The 15,306-nt window shown below is 63.8% G+C and carries 18 protein-coding genes; 12 read left to right on the forward strand and 6 right to left on the reverse strand.

Annotated elements, in window-relative coordinates:
* Positions 1-67: 67 nt before the first annotated feature.
* From FNJ84_RS00650 to FNJ84_RS00660, 3 genes are all read left to right on the forward strand, one after another.
* Positions 68-490 (forward strand): DoxX family protein, encoded by a 423-nt coding sequence (locus FNJ84_RS00650; RefSeq protein WP_143790990.1) that lies wholly within the window; start codon positions 68-70, stop codon positions 488-490.
* 36 nt (positions 491-526) lie between these two features.
* Entirely contained in the window at positions 527-1,348 is an 822-nt protein-coding gene (locus FNJ84_RS00655; protein WP_143790991.1) for a VOC family protein, read from the forward strand.
* Positions 1,349-1,489: 141 nt separating this feature from the next.
* Positions 1,490-2,191, forward strand: coding sequence for an SDR family oxidoreductase (locus tag FNJ84_RS00660; RefSeq protein WP_143790992.1), 702 nt, complete (start codon positions 1,490-1,492; stop codon positions 2,189-2,191).
* Between the two features lie 12 nt (positions 2,192-2,203).
* Here FNJ84_RS00660 and FNJ84_RS00665 read toward each other — a convergent pair whose 3' ends face one another.
* Positions 2,204-2,752 carry a PadR family transcriptional regulator gene (locus tag FNJ84_RS00665; protein WP_143790993.1) on the reverse strand — a complete coding sequence of 183 codons (549 nt, stop codon included), beginning with the start codon at positions 2,750-2,752 and terminating at the stop codon, positions 2,204-2,206.
* Positions 2,753-2,868: 116 nt separating this feature from the next.
* Between FNJ84_RS00665 and FNJ84_RS00670 the strand changes: the two genes are divergently transcribed.
* Both FNJ84_RS00670 and FNJ84_RS00675 read left to right on the forward strand, forming a co-directional pair.
* Positions 2,869-4,884 (forward strand): NADPH-dependent 2,4-dienoyl-CoA reductase, encoded by a 2,016-nt coding sequence (locus tag FNJ84_RS00670; protein WP_143790994.1) that lies wholly within the window; start codon positions 2,869-2,871, stop codon positions 4,882-4,884.
* Positions 4,885-4,911: 27 nt separating this feature from the next.
* Positions 4,912-5,352: a nuclear transport factor 2 family protein gene (locus FNJ84_RS00675; protein WP_143790995.1), complete on the forward strand. Its 441-nt coding sequence runs from the start codon at positions 4,912-4,914 to the stop codon at positions 5,350-5,352.
* A gap of 9 nt (positions 5,353-5,361) precedes the next feature.
* Here the strand turns inward: FNJ84_RS00675 and FNJ84_RS00680 are convergent, their stop codons facing one another.
* Positions 5,362-5,700, reverse strand: coding sequence for a 4a-hydroxytetrahydrobiopterin dehydratase (locus FNJ84_RS00680; protein ID WP_143790996.1), 339 nt, complete (start codon positions 5,698-5,700; stop codon positions 5,362-5,364).
* 11 nt (positions 5,701-5,711) lie between these two features.
* On the reverse strand, positions 5,712-6,503 hold the full coding sequence (locus FNJ84_RS00685; RefSeq protein WP_221931903.1) for a phenylalanine 4-monooxygenase: 792 nt from the start codon (positions 6,501-6,503) through the stop codon (positions 5,712-5,714).
* A gap of 117 nt (positions 6,504-6,620) precedes the next feature.
* On the opposite strand from FNJ84_RS00685, the gene FNJ84_RS00690 reads away from it, so the two are divergent.
* Positions 6,621-7,082 (forward strand): Lrp/AsnC family transcriptional regulator, encoded by a 462-nt coding sequence (locus tag FNJ84_RS00690; RefSeq protein ID WP_143790998.1) that lies wholly within the window; start codon positions 6,621-6,623, stop codon positions 7,080-7,082.
* Positions 7,083-7,157: 75 nt separating this feature from the next.
* On the opposite strand, the gene hemH is transcribed toward FNJ84_RS00690, so the two are convergent.
* A complete protein-coding gene (gene hemH, locus FNJ84_RS00695) occupies positions 7,158-8,195 on the reverse strand; it encodes a ferrochelatase (RefSeq protein WP_143790999.1) in 1,038 nt (345 codons plus the stop codon).
* Positions 8,192-9,034 carry a methyltransferase domain-containing protein gene (locus tag FNJ84_RS00700; protein ID WP_143791000.1) on the reverse strand — a complete coding sequence of 281 codons (843 nt, stop codon included), beginning with the start codon at positions 9,032-9,034 and terminating at the stop codon, positions 8,192-8,194. The genes hemH and FNJ84_RS00700 overlap by 4 nt, the downstream gene beginning before the upstream one ends.
* Between FNJ84_RS00700 and FNJ84_RS00705 the strand changes: the two genes are divergently transcribed.
* The 3 genes from FNJ84_RS00705 to FNJ84_RS00715 all read left to right on the forward strand — a co-directional run bounded on the left by FNJ84_RS00705 (position 9,033) and on the right by FNJ84_RS00715 (position 11,007).
* Positions 9,033-9,803 (forward strand): double zinc ribbon domain-containing protein, encoded by a 771-nt coding sequence (locus FNJ84_RS00705; protein WP_255470989.1) that lies wholly within the window; start codon positions 9,033-9,035, stop codon positions 9,801-9,803. The genes FNJ84_RS00700 and FNJ84_RS00705 overlap by 2 nt on opposite strands.
* A 34-nt stretch (positions 9,804-9,837) precedes the next feature.
* The gene (grxC, locus tag FNJ84_RS00710) at positions 9,838-10,119 is read left to right on the forward strand and encodes a glutaredoxin 3 (protein WP_143791001.1); all 282 of its coding nucleotides are present in this window, start codon (positions 9,838-9,840) and stop codon (positions 10,117-10,119) included.
* A 459-nt stretch (positions 10,120-10,578) separates the two neighbouring features.
* The gene (locus FNJ84_RS00715; protein ID WP_143791459.1) at positions 10,579-11,007 is read left to right on the forward strand and encodes a MarR family winged helix-turn-helix transcriptional regulator; all 429 of its coding nucleotides are present in this window, start codon (positions 10,579-10,581) and stop codon (positions 11,005-11,007) included.
* Between the two features lie 12 nt (positions 11,008-11,019).
* Here the strand turns inward: FNJ84_RS00715 and ubiG are convergent, their stop codons facing one another.
* Entirely contained in the window at positions 11,020-11,799 is a 780-nt protein-coding gene (ubiG, locus tag FNJ84_RS00720) for a bifunctional 2-polyprenyl-6-hydroxyphenol methylase/3-demethylubiquinol 3-O-methyltransferase UbiG (RefSeq protein ID WP_255470990.1), read from the reverse strand.
* A gap of 50 nt (positions 11,800-11,849) precedes the next feature.
* Between ubiG and pip the strand changes: the two genes are divergently transcribed.
* From pip to nusA, 3 genes are all read left to right on the forward strand, one after another.
* A complete protein-coding gene (gene pip / locus FNJ84_RS00725; RefSeq protein WP_143791002.1) occupies positions 11,850-12,827 on the forward strand; it encodes a prolyl aminopeptidase in 978 nt (325 codons plus the stop codon).
* A 108-nt stretch (positions 12,828-12,935) separates the two neighbouring features.
* On the forward strand, positions 12,936-13,610 hold the full coding sequence (rimP, locus tag FNJ84_RS00730; RefSeq protein ID WP_255470991.1) for a ribosome maturation factor RimP: 675 nt from the start codon (positions 12,936-12,938) through the stop codon (positions 13,608-13,610).
* A 3-nt stretch (positions 13,611-13,613) separates the two neighbouring features.
* The gene (gene nusA / locus FNJ84_RS00735; RefSeq protein ID WP_143791003.1) at positions 13,614-15,296 is read left to right on the forward strand and encodes a transcription termination factor NusA; all 1,683 of its coding nucleotides are present in this window, start codon (positions 13,614-13,616) and stop codon (positions 15,294-15,296) included.
* The last annotated feature ends 10 nt before the right edge of the window (positions 15,297-15,306 follow it).

Genomic DNA, 15,306 nt, shown 5'->3' on the forward strand with positions numbered 1-15,306 from the left:
TAACAAGGCGCTATCTGTTTGCCGACGACAAATCGCACCGATGCGTGCATGTATGAGGAGATGACAGATGAACAATGTGCTGACCGGATTTGGCTTTGGATCCGAACGCGGGGCGGACAAGGCCGCGCTGATCCTGCGGGTAACCCTTGGGGTGCTGTTCCTGGCCCATGCCGGGCTGAAGATCTTTGTGTTCACGCCGTCGGGCACGGCGGGATATTTCGCCTCGCTCGGGCTGCCGGGCGTTCTGGCCTATGCCACGATCGCGGCCGAACTGCTGGGCGGGATCGCGCTGATCCTGGGCTTTCAGACCAGCCTTGTGGCGCTGGCGCTGATCCCGGTTCTGCTGGGCGCGGCGGTCCTGGGGCATGGGGCGAACGGCTTCTGGTTCAACAACGAAGGGGGCGGTTGGGAATATCCGGCATTCTGGGCCGTGGCGCTGCTGGTGCAGGCCCTTCTGGGTGGCGGTGCACTGGCCGCGACGAAAGACTGACGCAACCGCAATCGCGGCACAGCAAGGAGAATGAAGATGGCGACAAGTGACGCTTCCCTTTCGGTCAGCCATGTGGCGCTGACGGTGCGCGACCTGGACCGGGTCGGCGATTTCTACCAGCGCGTCATCGGGCTGAACCGCATCAGCGGCGATGCCGAGCTGCTGACCCTTGGCCAGGGCGACCGCGCGCTGGTCCAGCTGCGCCGCGATCCGCAGGCCCGCAGCCACCCGCAAGAGGCCGGTCTGTATCACACCGCCTTCCTGCTGCCCGCGCGTCAGGATCTGGGGCGCTGGCTGCGCCATGCCGGCGGTCTGGAGCAGCATCTTGACGGCGCCGCCGACCATCTGGTCAGCGAGGCGGTCTATCTGCACGACCCCGAGGGCAACGGCATCGAGATCTATGTCGACCGCCCGCGCGATAGCTGGACCTTCGAGGGGACAGGTGATGCCAAGCGGGTCGTCATGGCCAATTCGGCGCTGGATTTCCCCGGCCTGATGCAGGCGCAGGGTGACTGGACCGGGGCCCCGGATGATACGGTTATCGGCCATGTGCATCTGCAAGTGGGCGACATTCCGATGGCCGAGGCCTTCTATACCGGCACCCTGGGGCTGGATCTGATGGCGGCCCGGTCGGGGGCCAGCTTCTATGCGGCGGATGGGTATCATCATCATCTGGCGACGAATATCTGGAACAGCCGTGGCGCCGGGCCGCGCAGTGCCGATACCGCCGGGCTGGCAGAACTGGTTCTGTCGGCGCAGCCGGATCGCGCAACCGGTCTGGGTGGCGACGGCTTCACCGACCCCTGGGGCAATCGCATCACCATTGCCCCGCGACATGGCGGCGCGCAGCCTGCATAGGGCCGGCTTTCCCCCTGCGCCGGGATCGCTATGATGAAACGGTCACGCCCCATTGGGCGCGGCCGTTTTCGCCTTTGGGCGGGGGCAAAGCATGGCAAAGGGGCCGATTCGACGCCCCGGAAAAGGGCAAGGAAAAGCGGGATGAGCGAGACGAAAGTTTGCCTGATCGTGGGCGGCGGCAGGGGCATGGGCGCGGCAATCGCCCGCGAGATGCATCAGCGGGGCTATCAACTGGCGCTGATGTCGCCTTCGGACAGTGCTGAAAAGCTGGCCGCGCAATTGGGCGGGGTCGCCTATCGCGGCCGGGCCGAGGACGCTGACGATCTTCAGGCGGTCTTTGATCTGGCGATGTCCAGCTATGGCCGCATCGACGCGGTGCTGATCCATGTCGGCGGCCCGCCAAAGGGCGATCTGCTGGAGATCAGCGACCAGGACTGGCAGCGCGCCAATAACATGGTCCTGCTGCCGGTCATCCGCATGGCCCGGATGGTCACCCCGGTGATGCAGGCGCAGGGCGGCGGCTCGATCTGCTGCATCACCACCTATTCGGCCTTTGAACCCAGCCTGATGTTTCCGACCTCCAGCGTGTATCGCGTCGGCGTCTCGTCCTTTGCCAAGCTGTATTCCGACCGCTACGGCGCCGAGAATATCCGCATGAACTGCCTGCTGCCCGGCTTTACCGACAGCCTCGATGTCGGAAAATTCGCCGAAATGGCCGCGCTGAAACGCATCGCCCGCGTCGAGGAACAGGCAAAGGCCGCCGCCTTTCTGCTCAGCGATGATTCCAGCTATGTCACTGGCCAAAGCCTGCGGGTTGATGGCGGCGTCACCCGTTCGATATAGGGCAGTCGGCCCCTAATCCCGCGCGCCGGGGTCGTCCCGGCGCAGGATCACCAGCGCCTGTTCCAGCGTCTCGATCCATCCGGCTTCGTATCTGATCCCGGCCTCCAGGACCAGTTTTTGCAGGGCCTGCGCCCGATCACCCGAGCCGTGCGGAAAATCCTCGGCCTCGATCTGGCGGTATTGCGCCAGCTTTTGCCGATGCGCCGCAAGCCGGTGCAGCAAGGCAGGTTCCAGCCCCGCCGGCCCCAATGACGCCTCGGCCCGCAGGCGCACCATCAGCGCATCGCGCAAGGGGCTGCTATCCTCGGCCAGCGGAATCCAGCGCCGCAACTCGTCACGGCCGGCGGCCAGGACATGATAGATCTTCTTCTGTCCCCGCGAATCAGGCAGCGGCTCGGCCTTGATCAGCCCGGCCTGTTCCAGACGCCCCAGCTCTCGATAAATCTGCTGATGGGTCGCGGACCAGAAATGGCCGATGGATTTGTCAAATCGGCGGGCAAGATCCAACCCGGAACCGGATTTTTCGGTCAGCGCGGTCAAAAGGGCATGGGGCAGCGACATGGCCTGTCCTAGCCGCTGCGACGCAACGTTACCAGCCACCCATTATGCAACCAGTTGCAAAAATGCGGGTCGTATGGCCTTCTTGCCCGGCGAGGAACCCCGAGGAGGCACCCGAGATGACGCATTTTCCGCTGATGAACAGCCCGCTGGATCTGGGTTTCACCACATTGAAGAACCGCGTCCTTATGGGGTCGATGCATGTCGGCCTGGAAGAAATGCCCAACGGATTTCAGCGCATGGCAGCTTTCTACGGCGAACGCGCCCGAGGCGGCGTCGGGCTGATCGTCACCGGCGGGATCGCACCGAACGAACGCGGGCGCCCGATGCCCGGCGGGGCAATGATGGCCAGTGATCGGGACGTGGCCAACCACCGCATCGTGACCGATGCCGTCCATGCCGAGGGCGGCAAGATCGCCATGCAGATCCTGCATTTCGGCCGCTACTCCTATCAGCCCGATCTGGTCGCGCCCTCGGCACTGAAGGCCCCGATCAACCCGTTCCAGCCGCAGGAACTGACGACCGCCGAGGTTCAGGCGACCATCGACGATTTCGTCCGATGCGCCGTTCTGGCCCGCCAAGCCGGCTATGACGGGGTCGAGATCATGGGCTCGGAAGGCTATCTGATCAACGAATTCGTCGCCGCCCGCACCAATCGGCGCGACGATCACTGGGGCGGTTCCCATGCCAAGCGCATCCGCTTTCCGGTCGAGATCATCCGCCGGACACGTCAGGCCGTCGGCGCCGATTTCATCATCATCTACAGGCTGTCTATGCTGGATCTGGTCGAAGGCGGCTCGACCTTTGACGAGGTGGTGGACCTGGCCCGCGCGATCGAGACCGCCGGCGCCACGATCATCAACACCGGTATCGGCTGGCACGAAGCCCGCATTCCGACCATCGCAACCAAGGTGCCGCGCGGCGCCTTTGCCTGGGTGACCAAGCGGATGATGGGCAAGGTCGGCATCCCGCTGATCGCCACCAACCGCATCAACACCCCAGACCTGGCCGAGCAATTGCTGGCAGATGGCGCCTGCGACATGGTCTCGATGGCGCGACCGTTTCTTGCCGACCCGGATTTCGTGACCAAGGCCCGCAATGGCCAGGCCGGGCGGATCAACACCTGCATCGCCTGCAACCAGGCCTGTCTTGATCATACCTTCGCGCTGAAGGTCACATCCTGCCTGGTCAACCCCCGCGCCTGCCACGAGACCGAGATCATCATCGAACCGACCACGAAACCGCAATCCATCGCCGTGATCGGCGCAGGTCCGGCAGGTCTGGCCTTTGCCACGACGGCGGCGGGGCGCGGCCACAAGATCAACCTGTTCGACGCAGGCGATCAGATCGGCGGCCAGTTCAACATCGCAAAGACCATTCCCGGCAAAGAGGAATTTCACGAAACGCTGCGCTATTTCCGGGCCGAGATCGCCCGGCTTGGCGTCACGCTGCACCTGAACAGGCGTGTTGGCCCGCAGGATCTGGGCGGCTTTGACCAGATCGTGCTGGCCACCGGGATCACCCCGCGCCTGCCCGACATTCAGGGCATCGGCCACCCCAAGGTGGTCAGCTATCTTCAGGCGCTGGCCGACAGCGACAGCATCGGCCCGCGCGTCGCCATCATCGGCGCCGGCGGCATCGGCTTTGATGTGGCCGAACGGCTGACCCATACCGGCGACAGCGCCAGCCTGAACCTCGCGAAATTCTATTCCGAATGGGGCATCGACCCCGACCATACCCAGCCCGGAGGCCTTGCCCCGCCCCATCCTCATCCCTCGCCCCGGCAGGTCTGGCTGTTGCAGCGCAAGTCATCGAAGCCGGGCAAGGATCTGGGCAAGACAACCGGCTGGATCCACCGCACCGGGCTGAAGGCGAAAGGCGTGCAGATGGTTTCCGGTGTCACCTACCGCCGGATCGACGATCAAGGGCTGCACCTTACCGTTAACGGCCGCGACGAAACCCTGCCCGCCGACCATATCGTCATCTGCGCCGGTCAGGATCCGCTGCGCGACCTTTTCCAGCCGCTGCTTGATGCGGGGCGGACCGTGCACCTGATCGGTGGCGCAGATGTCGCAGCCGAACTGGATGCCAAGACCGCCATTCATCAGGGCGTCACGCTGGCCGCCGCGATCTGATCCCTTTCCCATACCGAAGGAACACCGATGCTGAAAACCGACCTGCCCCTGAACCCCGCCGTTCTTGCGTCACTGCGGCTGTGGCACCAGATGATCGCCACGCGCGACCTTTCGCGACTGGCCGAGATCACCGCCCCTGACGCGGTGTTCCGCTCGCCCACCGTGCTGCGCGGGTTTGAATCGGCCCCTGCGCTTGCCCTTGCCCTGCAAACCGTCCTGACCGTCTTTGAGGATTTCAGCTATCACCGCGAATTTGCCGGTGACGACGGGCACAGCGTGGTGCTGGAATTCAGCGCCCGCGTCGGTGACAAATCGCTGAAGGGAATCGACATGATCCGCTTTGACGCGGACGGCAGGATCGTCGACTTCGAAGTGATGATCCGCCCGCTGAACGCCTTGCAGCTGCTTTACGCTGCAATGACCGAAAAGCTTGGCCCGGCACTGGTCGCCTTCAAGGGCAAGGGCTGATCGGCCGCCTCAGGCAACCAGCGTGTCCAGCTTGGCGGCGCAGATGAAATCGTTCCGGGTCAGCCCGCCGGCCTCATGCGTGGTAAAGGCGACCTCGCAATAACCCCAGCCAAAGCTGATATCGGGATGGTGCCCCTGCTTGTTGCCCAGCCAGGCAGCCAGGTTCGCCATCTCGACCGATTTCAGAAAGCCCTTGAACGCAAACCGCCGGCGGATAGTCGTGCCGTCATCCGACAGCACCCAATCCTCAAGCTGCGCCATCAGCACGCCGACCGCTTCAGCGGCCAGCGGCGCCACGCCGCCCTTACAGGGTTCGCACTCATTGCTGAAAAGATCGCTGCTGCTCATCCTTGCCTCCTTCATGCCGCGTCCCTGGGCGGATATTTCGGCGCATGCAGCCCAAGGCCCCGCGCCTCTCGGATATCGGCCAGCAGATCGCGTTTTGCCGCCGCGAACAAGTCCGACAGATCGTCGATCACGAAATAGACCGGCTGATGAATGTCGATCCGATAGGGCGTGCGCAGAATGTCGATCACGTCAAAGGGCCGATGCTCTGGCCCCTCTGACAGCGACCAGGGCAGTTCCGTGACGGAACTTGCCAGCCCCGAGCCAAGCGCCTTCAGCCGCCCCTCCTCGCGCGTCAGGCCGAATTCGATGCTGAACCAGTAAAGCCGGATCAGCCAGCTGTAATCCGCCTTGTCACAGCGGGTTCCGGCCTGACCGATGGCCTGCGAAAAGGCCGCGAATGCGGGGTCGGTCAACAGCGGCGTATGGCCAAAGATCTCATGAAAGATATCCGGCTCTTCGATATAATCGAAATGCTTGCGCTTGCGGATAAAGCTGGCGGCGGGAAAGGTCCGATCGGCCAGCATGCCAAAAAACTTTCCGAAACCGATCAGCGCCGGCACCGGCTCGACCTGCCAACCGGTCAAAGCCCCCAGACGCGCCGAAATATCGGGGCATTGCGGCACGCGGTCGACCGGCATGTCCAACAGCTGCAACCCCCTGAGATAGGGCTGCGCCATATGTTCGCCCACGGCAGGCAACTGGCGGGTAATCAGGTCATGCCAGACGGCATCCTCGTCGGCGGTATAGGCGATGAAGCCCCGCTCATCGGGCGTCTTGGCCTCATATTCGGTCGATTTGGGCATGGCGGATCCTCCTTGCCTATATTCTACCTGATACGGGTGAAATTTCTTGCCGATTGGCAGGTTATGGCGCAAAATCTGGAATAAATATTCCCAAACAGGCCAGATCAGAGGATAAATTTGCCCGATCTCGATGATGCCGACCGCCGCCTTCTGCGCCTGCTGCAACGCGATGCCACGTTGTCGAACCAGACGCTGGCCGAGCATGCCGGCCTGTCGGCCTCACCAGCCTGGCGGCGGGTAAAACGCCTGATGGACGAGGGCTATATCACCCGACAGGTGGCCATCGTTCCGCCCGCCAAGGCCGGAATGCATGCCATGGCCTATGTCCAGGTCTCGCTTCTGGATCACCGCGAGGTTTCGCTGGCCGCCTTTGACCGCTTCGTGCAGGACGAGGCCCAGATCATCGAATGCGCGACAATCACCGGCACCTCGGACTATCTGCTGAAGATCGTGGCAGCCGATCCCGAGGGGCTGGAACATTTCATCATGCGCCGGATGCTGGCCCTGGGCATCGTGCGCGGCACGGTCACCAATTTCGTCCTGCGGCAAACGAAATACACAACGGCGATGCCGGTCTGACCCGACATCACCCTATCATCCGTGCCGAAATATCCCACGGGGGTCCGGGGGTGTGAAACCCCCGGCTTCGCCACCCTAAGCCGGGCTGACCCAGCCGCCGATATTGTCGCGGATAATGCCCATCATCACCTCGATATGGGCGGCATCAGCATTGAGACAGGGGATATAGGTGAAATCCTTCCCGCCGGCATGTTCATAACTTTCGCGGATCTCGCCATTGATCTCTTCCAGCGTCTCGATGCAATCGGCGGCGAAGGCGGGCGAGATGACGGCGATATCACCCACACCCTGCTGCGCCAGATGGGCGACATGCTGAACCGTATAGGGGCGCAGCCATTCCTCGGTGCCGAAGACCGACTGAAAGGTGGTGTCGATGATCCCGTCCTGCCAGCCAAGCGCCTGCTGCAACAGGCGAGAGGTCTTCTGGCACTGGCAATGATAGGGATCACCCTCGGTCAAATAGCGTTTCGGCATCCCGTGATAGCTGGCCACAAGCCGCCCCGGCTTGCGATCGCCCAGCACGCGCCGAACCGAATCCGCCAGCGCGGCGATGTAATCGGGCCGGTCGAAATAGGGATCGCAGGTGCGCACCGAAGGCTGCCATTTCTGTTCCATCAGCGCCCGGAACAACTGATCATTGGCCGTGGCCGAAGTGGCCCCCGCATATTGCGGATAAAGCGGCAGGAACACGATCCGCCGACAGCCCGCCGCAATCATCCGGTCCAGCACCTCGCGGGTCGAGGGGTTGCCGTAACGCATGCAGAACTCGACCATCACCTGATCGCCCCATTCGGCGGCGGCGCGGGCACGCAGGGCCTCGGTCTGGTCGCGGGTGATGGTCATCAGCGGGCTTTCGTTCCGCTCTTCGTTCCAGATCAGCTTGTAATTCGCGCCCGAGGTGAAGGGCCGCTTGGTCAGGATGATCCCCTGCAACAGCGGCTGCCACTTCCAGGCGGGATAATCGATCACCCGACGGTCCGACAGGAACTCGTTCAGATAGCGGCGCATCGACCAATAGTCATAGCCGTCCGGCGTGCCCAGATTGGCAATCAGGATGCCGGTTTTGCCCGGCTTTATCGCGGGATGGTCGGCTGGCGCATGTGCTGACGTCATTCGCTGTCTCTTATCTGTTTCAGCGCGTCGGCCAGCGGCATCTTGGCGCTGCCGGGACGCAGGGGTTTCTGTTGGTTATCCGAAGGCGCCCAACCGGTCAAAAACACCAGATCAAAGGTCGCGCGGATACGAGAGGGATCATCACGGTCGGGGAAACGCTGCGCATAAATCGCGGCGGCACGGCCCAAGACCTCGCGGCGCGTCGGGCGGCGAAGGCGCGAGGCCATCGCGTTACCCTCGCCCATGGCGCGCAGGTCATGGCCAAGATGGATCAGATCGCGATAGCTGGCACGCTGGCTGACCAGATCGGCGACCGGCAAAGCCAGCCCGGCACGCGCCAGAAGCGCGCCCATGTCGCGCACCTCGCCCATCGGCAGGATGCGCGGCGACAGACCGCCGGCAACCTCGGCCTCGGCCTCGGCCAGGGCCTGTCGCGCCTCGGACAGGGTCTGGTTTCCGGGGCAGACGGCGATGAAAAGCCCATCGGGACGCAGAGCGCGCGCGCATTGGATGATCTGGCCGACCGGATCGTCGGCCCAATGCAGTGCCATGGCGTGAATGACCAGGTCCAGACTGCCCGGCGGGGGCAGATCCAGCGCCGGCGTATCGGCGATGATCGCCGCCTGCGGAAAGGCCTGCTGCCAAAGCTGCGGATGGCCCGTGACAATCGCCATGTCACGAAAGGTTCTGTTAACCTCACCGACCCTATCCTTGACCTCATCGACAGCGATTCGATGCAGGAAATCGGCCATGCCGGCGCGGTTCGCGCGATCCCGGTTTCGGGCCAGGGCGGTGCGGTCGGTCAATGCCGGTCGGTCAGGATGGGAAAGGGCATGCATGACGATGCAACATAAGGGCCTAAGCGGGATGTTGAAAGGCGCATTGCGCATCCTTTATCCGCCGCAATGCCTGTCATGCAGCGATCCCGTCTCGGCCGAGGGTGGGTTGTGCGGATCCTGCTGGGCCGATGCGCATTTCATCACCGGCCCCGCCTGTGGCCGCTGCGGCGCGCCCCTGCCCGCCGATGGCGAGGCAGCGGGCGACCGGCCGGTCGATGCACAGATGATCTGTGACGATTGCATGGTCATGGCGCGACCCTGGCGGCATGGCCGGGCGGCGCTGGTCTATTCCGGGACCGGCCGGCAGCTGGTTCTGGCGCTGAAACACGCGGATCGACCCGATCTGGCGCCTGCGCTTGGCGACTGGCTGGCGCGGGCGGCGCGCCCCCTGATCAGGCCGGGCATGGTCGTGGTGCCGGTGCCCGTTCACCCCTGGCGCCTGCTGCGCCGGAAATACAACCAGTCGGAGCTGCTTTCGGCCCATGTCGCGCAGGCCTTCGACCTGAAGCACCGGCCCGAATTGCTGCACCGCACGCGCCATACCGAAGGTCAGGATCACAAGGGCGTGTCCGACCGCTTTGCCAATGTGGCCGGCAGCATCACCGTCAGCCGCCGCCATGCGGCACGGATCGAGGGGCGGGCCGTCCTGCTGGTCGATGACGTGATGACATCAGGCGCCACCCTGGCCCAGGCGGCCGAGGCATTGCGGGCAGCCGGCTCGGGTCCGATTTCGGTCGCGGTGGTGGCGCGGGCGGTGAAGGCGCATTAGATAGGGGGAAACTTGTGAATGGAACGGTCCCGCAATGGCACATGTCGAAATCTACACCACCCCTACCTGCCCCTTTTGCCAAAGGGCCAAGGCCTTGCTGCGTGAAAAGCAGGTCAGCTTTGACGAGATCGACGTATCGAACCAGCCCGAATTGCGCGCCGCGATGACCCAGCGGGCCGAGGGCCGCCGAACCGTGCCGCAGATTTTCATCAACGGGCTGCCGATCGGCGGCAATGACGATCTTCAGGCGCTGGAACGGGCCGGCAGGCTGGACGCGCTGCTGGCGACCGAGGCTGACGCTGCCTCTGACCGCTGACAGCTGACGGCCTTGGCGGCAGGCGGATCTGGTTGCGTCCGCAAACCGCCATATTTCGGATACAAGGCTGCATTGCCGGACCAGTTGACGGAAAGATCAGCCGCGGATTCGATGCCGGCTGTCGCTGCGGGCCTGGCACCGGCGCGGCGCTTGCGCCGACCTTCAGTTCGGGGCCAGTCCTCGCCTGCCACCATGCGGCCCTGCCGGCGGCGGCAACCAGCGCCACATCAGGCAAACATCCGAATCGGCGGGACATGCATGGTGGGCAGCGTTCGACGCCATGTCGCAGGGCGGAACGCAAGGTCCATTCATCACCACGCTTGACCTGAAGGGCATCCGCGGGGCACGGTCGCCCATCCCGTTTTGACCCCGAACGCCAAGATCGCCGTGCCCCCTTCCGATTCGCAGACAACCGCATCCGCACCAACCACCGAGCAGAACGACCGGGCGCCCGACCGTCTGGCCGCAAGCCTGTTCGCCGAGGTGCTGATCGCTGACCAGCTGTCGCGCAACCTGATCAGCAAGGCATTGCCGCGCGGCATGCAGATTTCGCATTTTTCGGTTCTGAACCTGCTGGCCCATATGAACGAGGAACGCACCCCCGCCGAACTGGCAGCGGCTTTCCACGTCACGCGCGGCGCGATGACAAACACATTGTCGCGGCTGGAATGGGCTGGCCATGTCCATATCCGCCCCGATTGGGACGATGCGCGGCGCAAGCTGGTCGCGATCAGCCCGGCAGGGCGCGCGGCGCGGGACGCCGCCATTGCCGCCTTCATGCCGCTGATCGCCGATGTCGTCCGCGACATCGGACCCGAGCGTGTGCGCGCCACCCTGCCTGTGCTGCGCGAATTGCGCCTGCGGCTGGAAGGCGACCCGAACGGCTGAACCGCAAGCTGCCTATCCGGCCTGTCTGGCGCCCGTCATGATATAGTTCACCGACAGGTCACGGTCAGACAGGCTCCAATCCCAACGAATCGGGTTAAAGACCATGCCGCGCCGATCCAGCGCCGGCATGCCCGCCGCCGACATCATCGCCGCCAGTTCTTCGGGCGTGATAAAGCGGTGCCATTCATGCGTGCCCTTTGGAAGCCAGCGCATGATCCATTCTGCGCCGATGATCGCCGCGGCAAAGCTTTTCGGCGTGCGGTTCAGGGTCGAGATGATCAGCGCCCCTTCGGGCCGGGCCAGCGCCGCGCAAGTGGCCACGAATGCGGCCGGATCGGCTACATGTTCCACGATCTCCAGCGCCAGCACAGCATCGAACTGCTCACCCGCCTCGGCCAGCGCCTCGGCCGTTGTCGCGCGATAGTCGATCTTCAGACCCTGCTGTTCCGCATGCAGACTGGCCACCGCTATATTGCGTTCCACCGCGTCGGCACCCACGATATCGGCGCCCAATCGCGCCATGGGTTCCGACAGCAAACCACCGCCACAGCCGATATCCAGAAGGCGCAGCCCCTCGAACGGCCGAGGCGCACGCGGATCGCGGCCGAACTGCGCGGCGATGCGGCTGACGACATAGTCCAGCCGCGTCGGGTTCAGCATATGCAGCGGCTTGAACTTGCCGTTCGGGTCCCACCACTCGGCTGCCATCGCCTCGAATTTCGCCAGTTCGGCGGCATCAACGCTGCTGCCCTGGGCATGGGCGCCCGGTATGGTCATGCTGTCGTCACTCATCACGGCTCCTTCGGCTGGCGGGTCGCTCGCGGGCGATCTATACTGCGCATATGGACAGATTGGCAGGACAAATCGGCGCGACGGCGGGGAGGCTTTACCCCGATGCGCGCCCATTTGACCAGCGCATGATCGACCGCGACGATGGCCATCACATCTATGTCGAGCAATGCGGCAACCCCGAAGGGCAGCCCGTGCTGGTGCTGCATGGCGGGCCGGGCGGCGGGTGCAGCCCGTTCATGCGCCGCTTTTTCGACCCCGGACATTATCGGGTGGTGCTGTTCGATCAGCGGGGCTGTGGCCGGTCGCGCCCTTCGGCCAGCGTGCATGCCAACACGACCGCACATCTGCTGACTGACATCGAGGCGATTCGCGACCTGCTGCGAATCGACCAATGGGCGCTGTTCGGCGGCAGCTGGGGCGCCACCCTGGCGCTGGCCTATGCACAGGCCCATCCCGACCGGGTGACCGCGCTGGCGCTGCGCGGCGTGTTCCTGGGCATGCGGACCGAGCTTGACTGGTTTTATGGTGGCGGGGCGGGCCGGTTCTTCCCCGATCTCTGGGCGCGGTTCTGCGAGGTCATTCCGCCAAGCGAACAGGGCGACATGATCGCCGCCTATCACCGCCGGCTGTTTGATGACGACCCCGCCCGCCAGGCTCGTTACGCAATGCCCTGGCTGATCTGGGAAAACGCGCTGGCCGGACTTAGCGCGTCGGCCTCGACCTCTGCGCCGGTGGACTATGCCCGCGCCTTCGCCCGGCTGGAAAACCACTATTTCGTCAATGGCTGCTTTCTGGACGAGGGCCAGTTGCTGCGCGACCGCCATCTGATCGAACATCTGCCGGCAGTGATCGTCCAGGGGCGCTATGACATGGTCTGCCCGCCACAAAGCGCCTGGCGACTGGCGGAAGGATGGGACCGGTGCGAATTGCGGATCGTCGGCGCTGCCGGCCACGCCCTGTCCGAACCCCCGATCGCGACCGAGCTGGTTCGCGTCATGGACAGCCTGCGCCAACCCGGCACCGCCTAGGTGGTAACGCGCCGCTTGCAATTGCCGTAGTACAGGCCTATATAGCCCGTTAACAGCGGTGCAGGCTTCCAAAACCTGCCCCACCGACCAAGACGACCGGGCCCGCTGATGGCCCGTTTTTCATTTCTGGGGACACCCATGTCCAGTGACCTGACCAAGTCGAACGACCTGATCGCCAAGACCGCCATCGACCGGCGCCTGGCCGAGATTCTGATCCCGGTGATCGAGGATCTGGGCTTTGAACTGGTCCGCCTGCGCTTGCAGGGCGGCAAGACCGCCACCTTGCAGATCATGGCCGACCGCCCCGAAGGCGGCATCAATGTCGATGATTGCGCCGATATCTCGGTCGCGGTCAGCGCGACGCTGGATGTCGAGGACCCGATCGAGGACAATTACAACCTTGAGGTCAGCAGCCCCGGTATCGACCGCCCGCTGACCCGGCTGAAGGATTTCGCGACCTTCGAGGGCTATGAGGTCAAGCTGGAAACGAATCTGCCCATCGACGGGCGCAAGCGGTTCAAGGGCGTGCTGGCCGGGGTCGAGGGCGACGAGGTTCTGGTCAACATCGAGGAAGCCGGCGAGGAACAGACCATCGGGCTGAACTTTGACCTGCTGAGCGATGCCAAGCTGCTGCTGACCGATGATCTGATTCGGGAAATGCTGCGCCAGAAGAAAGATGCGGGCATCGAGATCGACAATCTCGACGAGACCCATTTTGACGAGATCGAAACCGAAGAAACCGAAGACGGCGCCGAGGACGACGCCGGCTCAGTGAAGGAGTAAGTGATGGCAATCACCTCTGCCAACCAGCTTGAACTGCTGCAAACCGCCGAGGCCGTCGCCCGCGAAAAGATGATCGAGCCCGAGCTGGTCATCGAGGCGATGGAAGACAGCCTCGCGCGCGCCGCCAAGTCGCGTTACGGCGCCGAGATGGACATCCGCGTCAAGATCGACCGCAAGACCGGCAATGCCACCTTCACCCGCGTCCGCACCGTCGTGGACGAGGAAGAAGTCGAGAATTACCAGGCGCAGTTCACGCCGCAGCAGGCGAAGCCCTATTTCGAAAAATCGCGTGATCCGGCCAGCTTCTGGACCCGCGAAGGCGAAAAGGTCGAGGAATTCGCCGGCCTGCCCCTGGTTGGCGACGTGTTTCAGGAACAGGTGCCCCCGGTCGAACTGGGCCGCATCGCCGCGCAATCTGCCAAGCAGGTCATTTTGCAGCGCGTCCGCGAGGCCGAGCGTGACCGCCAATACGAAGAATTCAAGGACCGCGCCGGCACGATCATCAATGGTGTGGTGAAGCGCGAGGAATATGGCAACATCATCGTCGATGTGGGCCGTGGCGAAGCGATCCTGCGCCGCAACGAAAAGATCGGCCGCGAAAGCTATCGCCCGAACGACCGCATCCGGGCCTATGTCAAGGATGTGCGCCGCGAGGCCCGTGGCCCGCAGATCTTCCTGTCGCGCACCGATCCGCAGTTCATGGCCGAGCTGTTCAAGATGGAAGTGCCGGAAATCTATGACGGCGTGATCGACATCAAGGCCGTTGCCCGCGATCCCGGCAGCCGCGCCAAGATCGCCGTGATTTCCTATGACAACTCGATCGACCCCGTGGGTGCCTGCGTCGGTATGCGCGGCAGCCGCGTGCAGGCCGTTGTCGGCGAATTGCAGGGCGAAAAGATCGACATCATTCCGTGGAATGACGATCAGGCCACCTTCCTGGTGAACGCGCTGCAACCGGCCGAGGTCACCAAGGTCGTCTTTGACGAAGATTCGACCAGCATCGAGGTCGTCGTGCCGGATGAACAGCTGTCGCTGGCCATCGGTCGTCGCGGCCAGAACGTGCGTCTGGCCAGCCAGCTGACCGGCCTGGATATCGACATCCTGACCGAGGAAGAGGAATCCAAGCGCCGTCAGGCCGAGTTCAACGAACGCACCCAGCTGTTCATGAACAAGCTGGACCTGGACGAATTCTTCGCTCAGCTTCTGGTTGCCGAGGGCTTTACCAATCTGGAAGAGGTGGCTTACGTCGATCAGGACGAGCTGCTGTCGATAGAGGGCGTGGACGAAGATACGGCCGACGAATTGCAGGCCCGCGCCCGCGACGTGCTGGAGGCCGCGAACCGCGCCGCGCTGGAAAATGCCCGCGCGCTTGGTGCCGAAGACAGCCTTATTGAATTCGAGGGGCTGACTCCCCAGATGGTCGAGGCACTGGCCAAGGACGGCGTCAAGACGCTGGAAGACTTTGCCACCTGTGCCGATTGGGAACTGGCCGGCGGCTGGACGACGGTTGACGGACAGCGCGTCAAGGATGATGGCTTGCTTGAACCCTTTGACGTGTCGCTTGAAGAAGCGCAAACCATGATCATGACTGCCCGCGTCATGCTGGGCTGGGTTGACCCCACCGAACTGGAACCGAAGGAAGAACCCGAGACCGAAGGCGAAACCAGCGCGGAGGCCGGGGCTTAACGCCTCGGGT

This window comes from Paracoccus sp. M683 (genome assembly GCF_007096355.1).
Classification (GTDB): domain Bacteria; phylum Pseudomonadota; class Alphaproteobacteria; order Rhodobacterales; family Rhodobacteraceae; genus Paracoccus.